Raw genomic sequence first — 16,180 nt, 5'->3', positions numbered from 1 at the left:
GGGATCGTCACGGCAACTGCACCGTTGCGAGCACCGCCAGATGATCGCTCTCCGGGATCGGTAACGGCTGCACCGACCGCGCGCGGACGCTGTCACTGGTCACGACATGGTCCAACCGCGCCAACGGACGTTCGGACGGGAAGGTGCGGAACAGTCCTGCCCCCGCAGCGTCGGCCGCATCGGAGAACGGAGCCGAAGCCAACCTGCGGAATTGCCGGTGATCGTTGGTGGCATTGAAGTCGCCCGCGACGATGGCAGTGTTGTCGTAGGTATCCATGATGGCCCGCATCCTCGCCAGGTCTGCGTCCCACTGGGTGGTGTGGCGCGGTGTCGCGGGAGACATCGAATGGAACGAGACGAGGGTCAGCGTCGTGCCGTAGACGACGGTGTTCGCCTGCACCGGTACGAAGCCGAAGTCGTCCAGTCGGGTGCCGTCGGTCAAGGGTGTTCGGCTCCACAATCCGGTGCCGTCGGCCACGGGCAGTGCGGCGGTGAAGGAGAACGGCAGCAGGTCGTCCAAACCGGCACCCCTCAGGTCGGTCACTTCATCGGGCGTGAGTTCCTGGACGGCGAGCACGTCGACGTCGTGATCACGGACCGCGTCGACGATTGCGCCGGCATCGGCGTCCCCGTGCGCCACGTTGACCGTCAACACGGACAGGTCCGGTCCGGAGTTGTCCGGTCCGTCGGCCAGGAACATCGGCACCTGGACGCCCACGACGGCGACGGTGACGACGGCTGCGACTGCCGATCCGATACGTGAGCGGGCGGCGGCGAAGAGCAGGAGCGCCGCGACGGTGGCGACTCCGAGGTACGGAGTTCCGACCACCAAAGCAACGAAAGTGATCTCGGTCACGCCGATCTGTCGGACGGCAAACATTCCGAGAGCTACGGCGAGGAGGCACCACCCCACGACCAGCGCTGCGCTGCGAACGAAACGGCGCATTGCGCTCGTGCCTCCTCGTGTCCGCCCGAGATGGGCATGGATGTTGCAGGTGTTGTCTACACTCGGCATGTGCCCAGCTCAGAGCGGATATGCAAGTGTCGACACGAACAAGCTGCGCATCAGCATTACCGCCGCGGAACCAACTGTTCGTTGTGTGATTGCCCGCGTTTTCGGGTTCCTGTTGTACAGACGCTCAAACGGTGGATCAGTAAGTAGCGATTGCGCCGAAAACAATCCTACCGCCGGATCGGAAGCGTAGAACAAACCGATTCGCTACGATGAGTGGCCTGGATGCAGGCAATATGGACAAATGCGGCTCGGGGACCGTCCGACATTGTTCCGGTAGGAGAGGCGCGTCATGTCGAACGATGCAGTGCTGGAGAGGCTCGGTACCGGCCTCCGGGTTCTCGAACTCGACCCCATCAGCTACCGGCCTCATCCCATCCACAACCACGACCGCATCTGGACCGAGACCAACTGCTACGTCGATCTGTGGATCGAGGTACTGCACTCGCTCGGTGCCGATCCCACCCCGGCGCTCGCATTCGTGCTCAGCGCCGGCTGTGACGGACGGCAGTGGGACTTCGTGAAAATTCTGCCCGAGGATCTGCGCGCGCTCTACGGCATCGGCGTGGCCGAGATGAACGTATGGCGACCCGTTCTCGAGCACGTCGTCGAAGGGCTGCTCGACGGTACCCACGTCACGGTGGAGGTCGACGGCTTCTGGCTTCCCGACACCGCAGGCACCAGCTACCGGAACCAGCACACCAAGACCACCATCGTGCCGAATCTCGTCAACCGAGACGACAAGGTGATGGGCTACTTCCATAACCGGGGCTACTTCGAGCTGACCGGGGCGGACTTCGACGGGGTGTTCAATCTCGCGCCCGAGCCTCACGCCGAGGTGTTGCTGCCGTACGTCGAACAGGTTCGAGTCGACGCGGCAGTGCTCGACGCGGGGGTCGGTGACCGCGACCTCGACGTCGCCCGGGCGCATCTGTCCAGAAGGGCACCGGGCAATCCCGTCGATGCCCTCGCTCGGCGCATCGTGGCCGACATCCCGCTCGTCCAGACGTCCGGGCCCGACGCCTTTCATCTGTGGTCGTTCGGATTGCTCCGGCAATTCGGTGCCACCGCGGAGCTTGCCGCCAACTACGTGCAGTACCTCGAGACCCGCGGGATACGCGGAGCCGGCGACGCGGCGCAGCATTTCCTCGACGCCGCGTCCGGCGCGAAGGCCGTGCAGTTCCGGATGGCGCGAGCAGCGCGTGGCCGCGCCGTGGTGCTCGACGAACCGCTGAACGACATGAGCAAGAACTGGGCGGCAGCGATGGATATCGTCGTGGGTGCATTGAGCGCGTGATCGATCTGCTCGACGGCGTGCCGTGGCGGCTGGCCCGAACCGACGCCGGATCCATCCTCGACCCCGCTGATCTGCCTGCCGACCTCGAGTGGCTCGACGCCGTCGTGCCCGGCACGGTGGCGAGCGCGCTCGGTGACACCGATTGTGCTCCGGACGAACACGATTGGTGGTACGCGACCACCGTCCCGACCGGCGAATACCCCGAGGTGCGGCTGACCTTCGGCGGAATCGCGACTCGGGCCCAGATCTGGGTGGACGGTGTTCATCGGCGAACGGTCACGTCCATGTTCGTGCCCGAGACTGTCGATCTGACCGGTTGCGGACCGACCGTCACCATTGCAGTCCACGTCGAATCTCTTGCCGCACATCTGAAGACTCGACGGCCACGTGGTCGGTGGCGGTCCTCGATGATCGCTGCACAGGGTTTGCGGCACGAGCGTACGACGATGCTTGGCCGGGCACCGGTGTACGGGCCCGTGCCTGTTCCGGTGGGTCCGTGGCGGCCGGTGTCGATGGTGCCGATGTCGAGCCCTCGTGGCGTCGGTCTGTCGACGACGGTCCGCGGCACCGACGGTATCGTCACGGTGCACGCCGAGCTGGATTTCCCGTCGTCGACGCGAATCCTGATCGGGGACAGCGTGTTCGAGATCGGAACGGTCGATCGTATCGATACGACTCTGACGCTGCCGGACGTCGAGCTGTGGTGGCCGCACACGCACGGGCAGCCCAGGACCTACCGGGTGGCGTTGGACGTGAACGGGGTGGAATACCCGTTGGACGACATCGGCTTTCGCACCGTCGTACTCGATCGCTCCGGAGGCGGCGCGCAGTTGGTGGTCAACGGTAGCCCGATCTTCTGTCGCGGTGGTACGTGGACTCCACTCGATCCGGTGCGACTGTGGTCGTCGGAGCAAGACCTGCGTGCAGCGTTGGTGCAGCTGCAGTCGGCGGGCGTGAACATGGTGCGCGTGGTCGGCACGATGGTGTACGAGCAGGCCGAATTCTGGTCTTTATGTGCGGAACTCGGCATCATGGTGTGGCAGGACGTCATGTTGGGAACCGTCGACCCGCCCACCGACGAGGTGTACACGGCGGCGGTCACCGGAGAGCTGCACGCGTTCGCGGACATCGTCTGCGCCAATCCGGCGCTGATGGTCGTCAGCGGCGGAAGCGAAACGCAGCAGCAACCGACGATGCTGGGGCTCGCGGCCGAGGATCAGCGAATGGACATGCTGGACACCATCGTTCCTGATTTCCTCGCCGATCGTCTGCCGGACGTCGCCTACGTGACGTCGTCTCCGTCCAGCTCGACCGGCGAATTGCACACCCACGTGGGCGACGGTATCGCCCATTACTTCGGGGTGGGCGGCTACCTGCGGCCACTGTCCGATATTCGTGCCGCGGGTGTGAGATTCGCTGCGGAATGCCTGGCCTTCTCCGTTCCTCCCGAACGTGCGCAGGTCGACAGGTTCTTCGGATCTGCTGCGGTGGCAGGGCACCACCCCGAGTGGAAATCCGCGGTCCCCCGCGATCGCGGTTCGTCGTGGGATTTCGAGGACGTCCGCGATCACTACGTACGCACTGTCTTCGGTGTCGACCCACACCTGATTCGGCGGGACGACGCCGAGCTCTACCTGGACTACGGCAGGGCGGTGATCGTCGAAGCTTTCGAGGAAGCGTTCGGTCGGTGGCGTCGGGCGTCTTCCGGATGTGCGGGCGCGCTCGTGTTGACGTTACGAGACACCGTGCCCGGTGCCGGGTGGGGCATCACCGACGCCACCGGTGCACCGAAGGCACCGTTCTACGCGCTCGCGAGGTCCGGCTCACCGACCGCAGTGCTGTTGTGCGACAACGGTCTCGACGGCTATTCGGTGGAGCTCGTCAACGACGGCCCGGCCCGATCGGGCACACTGCGCGTGGCACTGCACACCGCGCGCGGCGTGCAACAGTTCGAGCGGGCGGTATCGGTCGACTCGAACGGCTCGACCGAACTGACGGTGGACTCCATCGTGGGGTCGTTCACCGATGCCAATCACGCCTACCGTTTCGGGAGTCGGACGTACTCGGCGATCACAGTGGTGTTCGCGGGCGACGACGGAGTCGAGATAGCGCGGAACACCGCGCTCGTCGGCGCGCAGAGTCGGCAGAACACCGTGGGCCTGAGCGCGAGTGTCGTCGATACCGGAGCCGGGACGTGGGAGCTCACAGTGTCCTCGGAGTGGGCAGCGCAGTACGTCTGCGTCGATGTCGACGGCTTCGACGCGTCCGATTCGTGGTTCCATCTCGCGCCGAACGAACCGCGCACCATCACACTCGTCAACCGAGGCACCGGGAAGCCCAGGGGACACGTCCGGGCCTTGAATTCCGTGGAACGGGCGTCGGTGGCACCGAGGGTCGTGAGTGGAAGTTCGTAGTGGGCTACGAAGTTCCGTGCACGTGCCGCTAGCGGCTCACACTGAATTTGCCTCGGACATAACCGACTCCCGCGGCCCCGACGCTGGCCACCACAGCCATCGCGCCCCACGCGCGCGCCGGGTTGCCGCGAGCAGCCGCGCTCGTCTCACGGCCGACAGCACGCGGCAGAACCTTGGCCGTGTACGCACGCTCGGACGAGAGTGCGTCGCCCGCACCGATCAGTCGGGCGATCGCTGCCTTGGACACGCCCTCGGCGTAGCTGCGGGTGATGAGGTAGCGGGGTCGCGTCCGATCGGCACTGACGGTGTGATCGACGACGATCGAGGGATCGAACACGATCTGCGCGTCGGGATGCGTCTGGCGCAGGCGAATACACAGTTCCGTCTCCTCGCACCCGAGCGGAACGCGTCCGATCCGGCCGATTCCGGAGACGAAGCCGCCGAGTTCGACGACCGGCGCGCGGCGGAAAGACATGTTCGCGCCCATGAGATTACGGACCTGAGCGGTTTCCGTCGGCTGCCCGCGGTAGGTGCACCCGACGACCCAATCGAGTTCGCCGGGTTCACCCACTACCTCGGCCGGTAAGAAGGCCGGACGCTTGTCCGGCCATACCGGGTATGCAGAGCCCCCAACGGCGTACACGGCATCATCCGAGTAATGGGACAGAATGGCGTCGAGCCATTCGGTCGTGCGTGGGGACGCGTCGTCGTCCAAGAAGACGACGATGTCACCCGTGGCGAGGTCGAGGGAGGTGTTCCGTGCCCCCGACAGTCCTCGTGGGTGGCTGTTCTCGACCACGTTCACGGTCTCGCTCAGCGGCAGGAATTCCGCTCGAGCGCGCTCGGCCAGCTGCTGATTGTGGTCGACGACGAGAATCAGCTCGTCGGCAGCGACGCTCTGATCGAGAACTGCACGCACGGCAGTGCACAGTTCGGACCATCGAGCCAACGTGTACGCGCAAATGACGACCGAGGAAGTCGGCAGACTCACGCCGTTCTCTCGCGGAGCTCGATGACCTCGCCGAACGACTCCATGACCTCGAACTCGAGGTCCATGTCGGTGCGGGCATCGATCGACTCACGCGACGGACGAGCGATGTGCTTGCGGGAGATTCTGCGGGCGCGCATGCGCTCGGTCATCAAGGTGCGCAGCACCCGGAAGCCGTCGGAGAAGGTGCGTAGGTTGCTCTGGCCGTAGATGCGCGCCAGCTCGACACTCGGCACTTCTTCGATCCGTACGGACGCCTCGGCGAAGCGGCAGTTGATGATGGTCTCGATCTCGAATCCGTCACCCCACAGCATCATTCCCTCGCTGCCCGGCTGATCGACCACGGGCAGATCCAGGACCGGCACCAGGTCTCGCCAGAAGGCGTTGTAGCCGTAGCACAGATCCGAGAAACGGGTGCCGAAGAGCGTGTTGGCCACCAGGTGCAGACCACCGTTGCCGGCGCGGCGCAGCGGCGTGATGTCGTGGCTGCCGCCGCCCTCGCAGAACCGGCTGCCCTTGGCGAAGTCGGCACCGGCGATCAGGGCATCGACGAACCGGGGGATCTCGGCCGCGTCGGCAGAGCCGTCCGCGTCGAACATGACGATGATGTCGCCGGTGGCAGCTTCGAAGCCGCAAGCGAGCGCGTTGCCCTTACCCTTGCGGGTCTGTTGAATGACGCGGATGTCGCTGCGAATCTCGCGTGCGGCTTCGATGGTTCCGTCGGTGGATCCGCCGTCGACCAGTACGAGCTCGAATTCGTGGGACAGCAAGGGGAGGACATGGCGAAGGTTCGCGGCCTCGTTGAGAGTCGGGATGACGACACTGACGCGGGGATTCTGACGATTCAACATATCCATTCCAGATGTTCGAGTTCGGTGGGCACTAGCTGATCGAGCTACTGCAGCTGTATCTGACCGATGCGACACGACCCCCGCCGAGTTCGCACGTAGGTTTCGGCGGGATTGATCTACCCGTCGAACCCACTGTCTTTTCCTGACTAGAAGCTTAAAAGAAGCCATGAGATTGTCAAGCTGCGTATAAACGTACTCGAAGAATGTTTGCGGTGCCAGCTAACGAGAGTGATGTCGGTTACGCTCGTACGCTGTGCTCACGACCCGTCGCCTGCGACGTGGATTCGTCGCGCGGATCGAGAGCCGGCGCGGCATGCTCGGCACCAGCGCCGCCGGACAGGTCCCCGATCCACCTGATGAGGGGCACCAACAGAACCACGGCACCGAAGGCTTCGGCCGCCAGATAAGACCAGCCGATGCCCGCGATGCCCAAGCTCGGTGACAACGTCAGCGACCCGGTGACGATGATGATGGTGGCCGCGATCTGGACGAGCACCGCAAGCCGCATACGACGACGGACCCTGGCCAGACCGTCGTACAGGGCCCCGATGACGGACAGCGGGATGGTGACGGCAGCGAGATGGACGATGATGGTCCCGTTCTCGCGGTAGTCGGGGCCGACGATACCGAGTCCGAACGGTGCGACGACCGCCAGAAAGAACGATCCGCCCACGGCGACGATGCACAGCAGGCCGATGAAGCGTTTGGCGAGCTTGGAGAACTGTTCGGGATGTGCAGCCGCCTCCGCCACGAAGGGGCCGACCAGTACCCCGATCAACACGTAGATGGCGCTCACGATGGACCAGGTGAGCGAGAAGTAGGCATTCTGCTCGGCACCGAGCGTGCTCACCACGATGATCGGGATCATCAGGGGTGCCAAGGTTCCCAGGGCAGTGATGCCGTACGCCGACCCGAAGTACGACCACAGCTCTTTACGGGGCGGCAGGTTCGGTGTGAGCTGGTAGCGCGGATCGGTGCCGAGCTTCTTCCCGAACGCGCGAAACAGCACTATCGCCGCGATGGCCGCCGGTACCGCCCACGCCGCGATGATGGTGAAACTACGGCCGGTCTCGTACGTGACGGCCAGGACCGCCAACTTCACGACCGCGTGGAAGACGTTCTTGGCCGCCGCCCACCGCGCGAAGCCCAGCCCGGACGACGTCTGATCCTGCAGCGCGAACACGGCCAGTACGCCGACGAAAATCGGGAACGTCGCGATCTCGGTCGTGGTGGTGAACAACTCGTCCACCGGTGCCACGACCAAGAACGCGCATCCCAGGACCAGCGCCAGCGACAGCACGGCAGCGTAGCCGCGAAGCACATAGGACTTGGCCTTCACGCCCGCGGTCGGCAGGAACCGCTCGTACATCGAGCCGAGACTCAGGTTGGACAGCGTCGCGATCATCACCGCCGACGCGATCACCGCCGATGCACTGCCGACTTCTTCGACGGGGAACAGCCGGCCCGCCACGGCCCAGAAGGCCAGACCGAGCGCGCCGGTGGCAATGGTGGAGAACATCATCGCGAACGAGTTCAGTGCGAGATTGCGGCCGGCGGGCTTGGAGCCTGCAACCGCCGTGCCCGACGCCTCGGCCGCGGTGAACATCGGGTCCCCGTCGGGGATCGAATCGGCCGCAGACAGCTGTCCGGCGGGTTGCGATGCCGCGACCGCGAACTCGGGCGGCACCGCGTGAAAAGGCACGGTGCGGCTGTTGAAGCCCATGTCCCATCGGACCTGCTCGACAGGGTAGTAGGTGATCTTGTCGAGTCGGCCGTGATCGGGCGGGGGTACCCGGCGAGCGCGATGTTTCACAACGGCGTCCAGTTCACCTTCACAGGTGGGTCCTGCGGTTCGATGTGGACTCCGAGCGCAGCACCGATCGTCTGCAGCATCTCGGCCCTGACCGTGTCGCGAACATCGCGTCCGAAGAGGGTGTGATCTCCGTCCGTGAACGCCTTCACCACGGGTGGGTGCTCGGGCTCGGCCCGGCGGCGCAACCGATGCAGGCTCTCGGGGCCGCGGTTGTCGAGGAACCACTGCTTGTCGTCCGGGACGAGCAGCACGGACGCGTCGACTCCCTTGCGCTGCAGTTCTCCCAACGAGATTTCGGGAACCTGGATCCAGCCACGACGGCCGAGCGCGAGCCACAGTCGGTACGGCATCCGGGGTTGCGACCAGTTCTTGAAGCGAACGGCGGCCGTGTGTGCGCGGTCGAGTGCGATCGCGGTCAATCCCTGCTTCTGGGCGATCGTGGATCTCTTGGTGAAATCGACACGCCGCGTTGTCCATTCGCGCATATTGATCAGGATTGCGGTGTTCAGGCCCTCCCGGTGGGCGGCGTAACCGGCATACCACGCACCCGAGCACAGACCTGCCGAGACGATCTTGTCGGGCGCTGTTCCCACGGATCGAACGGCGCACAGTGCGTCGTCGTCGCCGAGTTCGCTGTAGAGCGTGGGTGCGTCGTCGGCACCGACGTCTCCACTCTCTCCCGTACCGCGACGGTCGAAACGGACCGAGGTGATGCCCGCCGTCGCGAGGGTGCGGGCCAACTCGACCCACAGCCGTACCGGTCCGACCCGGTGCTCGTACGCGGTGCCGTACATGACCACAGCAGGACCGCCGGCCGTCGTGGCCACCGCGGTGGTGCGGATGGAGAACAGCTCGTCGTCACCGAGCCGCTCGATGGTTTCGACGACGTCGCCCCGGGGAGTCGAGACCACGGCGGAACGTCGGATCGGAACGGTGACCGGCGTGGTCGTCGACGCGAACGTGGCCTGTACCCAGCGCGCGATCACGTCGATGTCCGGACGCGGAATGACCACGTCCCAGGCAGGTGGCTCGAGGAATGCGTCGTGATCGCGGAGTGTGTGCTCGTCCGCCTGCTGCGCGGACACGAGTCTGCGAACAGGCGTGGCGTCGGCACGTTCGCTGCGCGTGGCAACCAGTACCGGGCAGTCGAGCCGTTCCAGCTTCGACGAATCCAGGGTCGAGAATTCTGCCGCCACTCCGGCATGCAGGACTGCGCCGACGATGGACACTCGCGGGTCCGACTCGTCGTCTCGCGCGACGGTCATCGAGTACAGAGCGCGCTGTTCCCGAAAATACGAGCGGCCACTGACGACCGGATCCCAGAACACCATTCCCGTCAGAGGGCCGCACCGATCCGCCACGGATGCGGCGAGCAGCGAGCCGGCTCGCAGACCCACGACCGCAACATCGCGAACACCGCACTGCCGAACGAAATCGACCGCCGTGACGACGCTGCGTTGCCACTGCTCGACGATGCCGTCGTCGTCCTGTGCACCGGACGAGTCGCCCGTTCCCGGGTAGTCGAAGCGCAGTACGAGCAGGCCTCGAGCGCAGAGGCGCTGAGCCAGGAGGACCAGACCGCGGTACGAGTCGACCTGCTCCTTGCCGAGCGGCGGTGCCAGTACGACGGCACCGCGGGCAACCGATCCCTCGGGAACGTGCACGGCACCGAGCAGCGGCGATGTTGCCGACCCGAACCAGGTGGACTGTCTGCCCGGTACGCCTGCCTCGGTGATCAGTAGCTGTTCGAGCTCGTCGGTACGGTTGTCGGCGGACTCGGATGTCGCCGTATTCGTGGTGTTCACAGCGCGCTCCGATCGCTGGTAGGGATATCGACGTCGGCTACCGACGTCACGAGCGAAGCGACCTCGGCCACTTGTTGCGGTCGATCCCGTGGGTCCGCAACAGCGCCAGCGCAATACGCTCCATGCCGAATCCGACGCAGGCACTGTGAGCAGGTTCGCCGTCGGCGGTGCTGATGTCGAAGGTGTGGCCGAAGTGATCGCGATGGCAGTTGCACGAGACCACGGCCGTGCCGTCGTCCAGGTCTCCGTACAGCCGCACGACCAGCTCGGTCTTGAGGTTCTCGTTGCGTTGATTGGCCGCGAGCATGCGACCTGCCCGACCGAAGAACGGATCGTTGGCGATCACCGCTTCCGCCTCGAGACCCAGATCGGCCAGTACCTCCAGGCCGCGCTGCACCCACCTCTCCCGGTGGGCGACGGCGTCGTCCGGAGTGCCGACCCGCACGATCTCGTGCATGCGGAAGGCCTGCATGCGAGCAGGGTCGACGGCAGGCTCGTGCCGAAAGCAGTACCCGTAGATGTCGTACGTCGTCCCGCCGGACGGGAGTACGGACGGCAACATCGAGTACGACGGGTGACATGCCGCGGACACCAGCATCGTCCCGGCCGACTCGAGGTGGTGATCCCAGTCCTTGCCCTCGGACCGATCGGCTAGCAGCGCGGCATGGGCCTTGTTGTCGCCGTCGAACGTGTTGATGGCACCGGTGAGATTGGGGAACGACGCGATGTAGTCGGTCTTCTCGAATGCTTCCCGCGGGAAGACCGGTGGGAATCGGAACCTGGGCACAGCCGTTCCGTGTTCCGACGCGCTCGCGGCCACGACCCGACGGTCGATCGATTCGATGATGTCCTCGAACTCGCCGGACCGGCCGTACAGACCGAGTACCGACGACGGGATCAGCAAGCCGGCGTCGACGAGCTCTTGCCTGAATTCGCTTCGCGCCGAATCCAGTTCGGAGGTCTTGTCCTGTGTCTGGGTCATCATTTGCCTTTGTAGAGAAGCGCGAGTTGAGAGTTGTGCGCGAGGATGCGTTCGTTGCTGACCATGATCGCCGAGCCGTGCGCGTCGCGGAGGTGCCGTCCGATGCTGAAGTCGCCGTCTTCTCGATACCCGGAGATGCCGCAGATCTGCATCGCCTTGCCGACGATGTCGATGACGAGAGTCGACGCCGTCACCTTGACGTTGTTGATCTTGACGGCGAAACCGATGGAACCGAGCTCCTCGGGGGAATCTGCGATGGCCTCGAACTTCGCCGCTGCGCCGAACACGGTGTCGACGAGTTGTTCGTGGGCCACGAACAATTCGGCCAGCCGCAGGGCGGAGGGAGGAGTGACGCCGGGGCTCTTGCTCGCCGCCTTGCGGACGAACTTGCGGGACTTGGACACGGCTGCGTCGGCGATACCGAGCCAGGCCGAGGCCCACAGCACATGGGCGACCGGAAGCATTGTCTGCGAGGAGATCTCGCCGTAGTTGTCGCGCAGAATGCTCGAGCGGTCGGCAACGGCGTCGAGCTGGAAGCCCGGGCTGCAGGTGCCACGAAACCCGAGAGTGTCCCAGTTGCTGGTGCGTTCGAGGGTGACGTCGGGCTTCTGGCACACCACCAGAACCTGATCGCTCGGCGGGCTGTCCACCGTGCGCCGCGCCGTCGCGAGAACGATCTCGGCGTATTCGCCGTACGAAATCACCGGTGCGGTCTTGGCCAGGTGGATGCGGTCTCCGTCGTACTCGACCGCGCAGCTGCTCGAACGCACGTCGCCGCCGATGTTGATCTCCGTCGTCGCCGACGCGACGAGCGGTTGGTCGGCTGCGATCCGGCGCAGCAACGCGTCGGATGTGGGGGTGCCGCCGTGCCTGACGATGCTCAGGATCTGAGACTGGTGCATGACGAAAATCATTGCCGTCGATGCACATTCGGCACCGAGATCGCGTGCTACCCGGGCGAGCTCGGTGAGGGACAGGCCACCGCCGCCGAGCGCCGTCGGTATCGCGGCGGCGAACAGATTTGCCGAGCGCAGAGCGTCGACGGACTCGGCGGGAAACCTGCCCTCGCGGTCGACCTCGGCCGCGAACGTGCGGAGGGTCTTGAGGACGTCGGTGAGGGGCAGTTGCGCGGGGCGACTGTCGGACGAGACCGTCATGGTCGTCAGCCTGCGAGTTGTGCGACAGCAGCTGCGATCGCGTCGATGCTCGCGAACGTGGACTTCTGCAGCATCGAGTCCGGGAATTCGATGTCGAATTCGTCCTCGAGGCCGATCATGACGTTGACACTCGCGTGCGAGGTCAAGCCACTGTCGTAGAGGTCGGAAGCAGAGTCGATGTCCGACGCGGCGACCGGCATCTTGCCGAGCTTGTCCAGCACGTCCCGAATGCGTGCGTCGAACTGCGTACTGAGTGTTTCCATCGTGACGGACCTCCACCGATCGCTTGGGTGCGAGACCGGGCGGCCACGCAAGTCGTACAGGCCGACGGAAAATATTTCGACCCGCAGTCTCCCCAGACCCGGGTAAACAATATCTCAGATTGTTTGAAGCCGATACCGCATACCGAGTGCAAGTTTCGTGACCTACGTCCCGCATGTCGGTTTTCGGCCCGTTTGCTCGTTTCGGCCACACCGAGCGTGCGTACGATAGGTTCCGATCGTCTGTTCATACGGCAAGCAATCGAAGGACAACACTCGATGGGACCAGTCTGCGGCGTGGCCGTGGAGTCGGACGCCCTGCGCATCGCCTACACCGATGGTGACCGCCGCGTCGTCGAGTCCGTCGATCTCGAGCTCACCGATCCGGGCCGCGCGATGCACGACCTGTCCGACCGAATCGGAGCGCGCGGCCCCTTCGACTCCGTCGTCATCACCGGGCGCGAGGCTCGCACCCTGCGCTACACGGATTTCCCGACGTCGGCGGGCCTGGCTGCATCCGTCGAGACGGTCGACGAGCACTACGCGCTGCTCGCGTTCGTGCGTTCGCTCGACACCCTCGCCGACGCGACGACCGTGCTGGTGCTCGACCTCGGCAGACGCGGAACGTCGGCCTTGGTTCTGAACACCGCCGAAGAAACCGTCGAATGGCACGACCGAACGGAGTCGTTCGGCGGCGAACGCCTCGACGACGTGGTGCAGGGCCTGGTGATGACCAAGGGGATCCTGCCGGAACCGGAAGGGCCCGAGGGTGCCGCGTCCTATCGCACGTTCTTCCGAGAGCTTCGGGAGCTACTGACCACGTCGGCCGGTGTGCGCGCACCCAACAACGGCCCGATGATCCTCGAACGCGACGAGTTCGAGGCGGTCGCCACCCCACTGATCGACGACATGATCGAGTGGGTCGGTCCCCGGACCCCCGACGCGATCGTGTTGCTGGGAGGAGTGGCCAACAGCCCCCTCGTCCAGCGGCGAGTTCGCGCCACCTGGCCGGTGCCGCTCACCGTCCACGACTCGGTGTCGCCGGTTGCCGAGGGCGCGCTGATCAGGGCTGAAATCGGCTCGAAGCAGGCCCCCGATCCGGTAGTGGAACCCTCGCCTGTAGCGGAGGTAGTGGAATCGGAGTCGCCGTCCGAGGTCGAGTCGACGACGCAACCCGAAGCGGAACCGGAACTCGCTCGGGAAGACCCATCGCCACACAAAGCCCGTGGTGTCGGTCGCCGCGGGGTCGCTGCGATTCCGTTGTCGTACCTGTCGACTCTGTCGGACCGCCAGTGGACTCGGCAGGCGGTACTCAAGATCGGCGCCGTGGCGGTGTCGGTCGGAGTCGTGGTTGTCGCGCTGATGTTCGCGGTCTTCGCCGATTTCGACAATGCGCCCAGATCCGTGATCAATACCGACCCCGGTTTCGAGGCAACTCTCGCCGAGATCGCACCCCCGGTCACCGACACACCTCCACCCGACCAACCGGCGGCGGCGGGACCGACCACTCTGACGTACGAGCAGCTCTACGTCGAGCAATATTCGTACACCGGTGAGATGTACCAGCCTCCCGGTGAGGCGTCCGACATCGGTTTCGGCTTCATCGACACCGAAGCCGAACAAGCAGGCCCGTAGGCACCCTTTAGTGCAGCTCGCCGCGAGACGGTACCGTGTGCGGGTGGACTCCCGATGGGGCGTTCACCGAAACCGCCGAACGAAGTGAGGCCGACGATCGTGACTGTGCTGCTTGGGGTGTCCATGGGGACCCGAGCCGTGCGTACGGCGCAGCCCAGAGCAGACCAGTTCGGAGCCTCCGGCGACACCTCGTCCGCCCTGGTCGCCGACGTCGAGCGGCCACTGTTCTTCCGCAACGAACTGATCGACAGTGCCACCGGGGACCTCCCGCACCTGGCCGCCGAATCGATCGGTGCCGCTGCCGAGGTCGAACCCGAACTGTCCACCGGCATCGCCTACCGGGATCCGCGTCAGGCCGATGCGCTGCGCGCCGCCTTCGCCGGTGCTCACCTGAACAACTACCACCTGGTCCCCGAGGTCGAGGCCGTCATCGAATACCTCGCCGTCACCGGTGAGGCGCGAGGTGCCGGCTCTGTCGCCCTGTTCGACCTCGGTAGTTCCGGATTGACGGTCAGCGTCGTCGACCTGACAGCGCGCACGGTGACTGCATCTCAGCGCTCCGGCTCCTACAGCGGTGATCTGATCGACGCCTACGTGCGCAACAATCAGCTCCAGCGCCTCGGTAAGCCGGCGACCGACCCCGACATTGCGCTGTTCGAGAAGCGCTGCCGCATCGCCAAGGAACGCCTGTCCACCCAGGACGCCGTGTGCCTGCCCGACGCGAGCGGGATGATCCTGCTGTCTCGGGAGAATTTCGAACTGCTGATCACAGACCTGCTCGACGAGGCGATCGAGTTCGCCCGCGAGGTCATGATCGGTGCCAACGTGCCGATCGACGCGGTCGTGTTGATCGGTGGTGGTGCCCGCATGCCCATCGTCCAGCAGCGCGTGGGCCCACTGCTCGAACTGCCCTCGATTGTCCCGACCGAGCCCGAGACGGTGGCCGCACGCGGAGCAGCATTGGCCGCGCGGCCGAATTCGCGCACCAGAACCGCTCCGGACCGTACCGCGCGCGACGCGCAGGCAAGCGTGCCGAGACGTCGACACACGGACAGCGCCGCTGTTGTCCCGCCGGCTCCGGTGGCACCGCCGGTGCCTGTGGTGCCACCTGCGCCCGAGCCGATGATGCCTGCGCGTTCGGAGTCGCAGCATGCCGCACCGCTGGTGGCGACGCCGAGCTCGACTCGTCCCGTGCCCGCACGTCCGTGGATTGCCGCCGCATCGGTGACCGAATCGGCTTCTGCAGCAACCGGTTTTGAATCCTCGAAATTCGCCGACGCGCCCGCCGATATTCCCGAGCCGTCGACCGTGGAGGCTCAGCCTTCGTCGGAATCGACTGCGGTGCACGAGATTTCCGAGAACGGAGTGGGTGAGGTCTCTGCCGTCGCCGTGGAAGCGTCTGCAGTACAGCCGGTGTCGCATACGTCCGCCACCGATGCTGCCGCCGACACCGTCGAGGACGGTAAGCCTGTTCCGTTCCAGCTGAAGAACATCTACTGGCTCGACGCCGATTACGACGACGACGACGGTGAAGACGATCGCACTCGCGCACGGCGCAGGCTGCGGACCGGCGGAGTGCTCGCGTTCTGCGCGGCAGCGGTGGTCGCCGTGTCCGGCTTCATGTTCACCCACCAGAACTCTCCGCAGGTAGTGGACACCTCGGTCAGTCGCGACCAAACCGATACTCCGGTGGTCACGACGGTGCCGACGACGACGCCTGCTCCCGTCCTGTTGCCGCCACCGCCTGCGCCGGAACCGACCACCACTGTGGAGCCGACGACCGAGCAGCCGGAAACCACGTGGGAACAGCCGGTCACGACCACCGAGACCACGACGGTCGAGCCGCCGCCGGCACCGGTCGAGTCCGTTCCGCCCGTCACGACGCAGCAACCGCCGCCGCTGATTCCGGGCTTCCCGGACTTCACGTTGCCGGGCTTCCCGCCGATTGTGCCGCCGGCACCCTGAT

The 16,180-nt window shown here is 65.4% G+C and carries 12 protein-coding genes; 4 read left to right on the top strand and 8 right to left on the bottom strand.

Annotated elements, in window-relative coordinates; genetic code table 11:
- Positions 1-7: 7 nt before the first annotated feature.
- On the bottom strand, positions 8-946 hold the full coding sequence (locus CH281_RS22810) for an endonuclease/exonuclease/phosphatase family protein (protein ID WP_094695577.1): 939 nt from the start codon (positions 944-946) through the stop codon (positions 8-10).
- A gap of 358 nt (positions 947-1,304) precedes the next feature.
- On the opposite strand from CH281_RS22810, the gene CH281_RS22805 reads away from it, so the two are divergent.
- Together CH281_RS22805 and CH281_RS22800 are read left to right on the top strand one after the other, a co-directional pair.
- The gene (locus CH281_RS22805) at positions 1,305-2,309 is read left to right on the top strand and encodes a DUF1839 family protein (protein ID WP_094695576.1); all 1,005 of its coding nucleotides are present in this window, start codon (positions 1,305-1,307) and stop codon (positions 2,307-2,309) included.
- Entirely contained in the window at positions 2,306-4,723 is a 2,418-nt protein-coding gene (locus tag CH281_RS22800; RefSeq protein WP_094695575.1) for a glycosyl hydrolase 2 galactose-binding domain-containing protein, read from the top strand. The genes CH281_RS22805 and CH281_RS22800 overlap by 4 nt, the downstream gene beginning before the upstream one ends.
- Before the next feature lie 28 nt (positions 4,724-4,751).
- Here the strand turns inward: CH281_RS22800 and CH281_RS22795 are convergent, their stop codons facing one another.
- From CH281_RS22795 to CH281_RS22765, 7 genes are all read right to left on the bottom strand, one after another.
- Entirely contained in the window at positions 4,752-5,714 is a 963-nt protein-coding gene (locus CH281_RS22795) for a glycosyltransferase family 2 protein (protein ID WP_032386498.1), read from the bottom strand.
- The gene (locus tag CH281_RS22790; RefSeq protein ID WP_032372043.1) at positions 5,711-6,562 is read right to left on the bottom strand and encodes a glycosyltransferase family 2 protein; all 852 of its coding nucleotides are present in this window, start codon (positions 6,560-6,562) and stop codon (positions 5,711-5,713) included. The genes CH281_RS22795 and CH281_RS22790 overlap by 4 nt, the downstream gene beginning before the upstream one ends.
- 238 nt (positions 6,563-6,800) lie before the next feature.
- Positions 6,801-8,375 (bottom strand): lipopolysaccharide biosynthesis protein, encoded by a 1,575-nt coding sequence (locus CH281_RS22785; protein WP_052053541.1) that lies wholly within the window; start codon positions 8,373-8,375, stop codon positions 6,801-6,803.
- Entirely contained in the window at positions 8,372-10,180 is a 1,809-nt protein-coding gene (locus CH281_RS22780; RefSeq protein WP_094695574.1) for an alpha/beta hydrolase, read from the bottom strand. The genes CH281_RS22785 and CH281_RS22780 overlap by 4 nt, the downstream gene beginning before the upstream one ends.
- 46 nt (positions 10,181-10,226) lie before the next feature.
- Positions 10,227-11,165, bottom strand: a complete 939-nt coding sequence (locus tag CH281_RS22775) for an amino acid--[acyl-carrier-protein] ligase (RefSeq protein ID WP_032386497.1) — start codon at positions 11,163-11,165, stop codon at positions 10,227-10,229.
- Complete coding sequence (locus CH281_RS22770) at positions 11,162-12,319, bottom strand: acyl-CoA dehydrogenase family protein (RefSeq protein ID WP_027495628.1); 1,158 nt, start codon at positions 12,317-12,319, stop codon at positions 11,162-11,164. Before CH281_RS22770 ends, CH281_RS22775 begins: the two co-directional genes overlap by 4 nt.
- A 5-nt stretch (positions 12,320-12,324) precedes the next feature.
- A complete protein-coding gene (locus CH281_RS22765) occupies positions 12,325-12,582 on the bottom strand; it encodes an acyl carrier protein (RefSeq protein ID WP_027495629.1) in 258 nt (85 codons plus the stop codon).
- A 276-nt stretch (positions 12,583-12,858) separates the two neighbouring features.
- On the opposite strand from CH281_RS22765, the gene CH281_RS22760 reads away from it, so the two are divergent.
- Both CH281_RS22760 and CH281_RS22755 read left to right on the top strand, forming a co-directional pair.
- Complete coding sequence (locus CH281_RS22760) at positions 12,859-14,214, top strand: hypothetical protein (RefSeq protein WP_143544850.1); 1,356 nt, start codon at positions 12,859-12,861, stop codon at positions 14,212-14,214.
- A gap of 99 nt (positions 14,215-14,313) precedes the next feature.
- Positions 14,314-16,179, top strand: a complete 1,866-nt coding sequence (locus CH281_RS22755; RefSeq protein ID WP_094695779.1) for an Hsp70 family protein — start codon at positions 14,314-14,316, stop codon at positions 16,177-16,179.
- The last annotated feature ends 1 nt before the right edge of the window (position 16,180 follow it).

Source organism: Rhodococcus sp. 06-221-2 (genome assembly GCF_002258365.1).
Classification (GTDB): domain Bacteria; phylum Actinomycetota; class Actinomycetes; order Mycobacteriales; family Mycobacteriaceae; genus Rhodococcoides; species Rhodococcoides fascians.
This window is presented reverse-complemented; position numbering and strand designations above follow the sequence as displayed.

Bases quoted from the DNA above. Each gene is read 5' to 3' on its own strand.
- CH281_RS22810 (WP_094695577.1), bottom strand. From the start codon at position 946: ATGCGCCGTTTCGTTCGCAGCGCAGCGCTGGTCGTGGGGTGGTGCCTC.
- CH281_RS22805 (WP_094695576.1), top strand. From the start codon at position 1,305: ATGTCGAACGATGCAGTGCTGGAGAGGCTCGGTACCGGCCTCCGGGTT.
- CH281_RS22790 (WP_032372043.1), bottom strand. From the start codon at position 6,562: ATGTTGAATCGTCAGAATCCCCGCGTCAGTGTCGTCATCCCGACTCTC.
- CH281_RS22775 (WP_032386497.1), bottom strand. From the start codon at position 11,165: ATGATGACCCAGACACAGGACAAGACCTCCGAACTGGATTCGGCGCGA.
- CH281_RS22770 (WP_027495628.1), bottom strand. From the start codon at position 12,319: ATGACGGTCTCGTCCGACAGTCGCCCCGCGCAACTGCCCCTCACCGAC.
- CH281_RS22765 (WP_027495629.1), bottom strand. From the start codon at position 12,582: ATGGAAACACTCAGTACGCAGTTCGACGCACGCATTCGGGACGTGCTG.
- CH281_RS22760 (WP_143544850.1), top strand. From the start codon at position 12,859: ATGGGACCAGTCTGCGGCGTGGCCGTGGAGTCGGACGCCCTGCGCATC.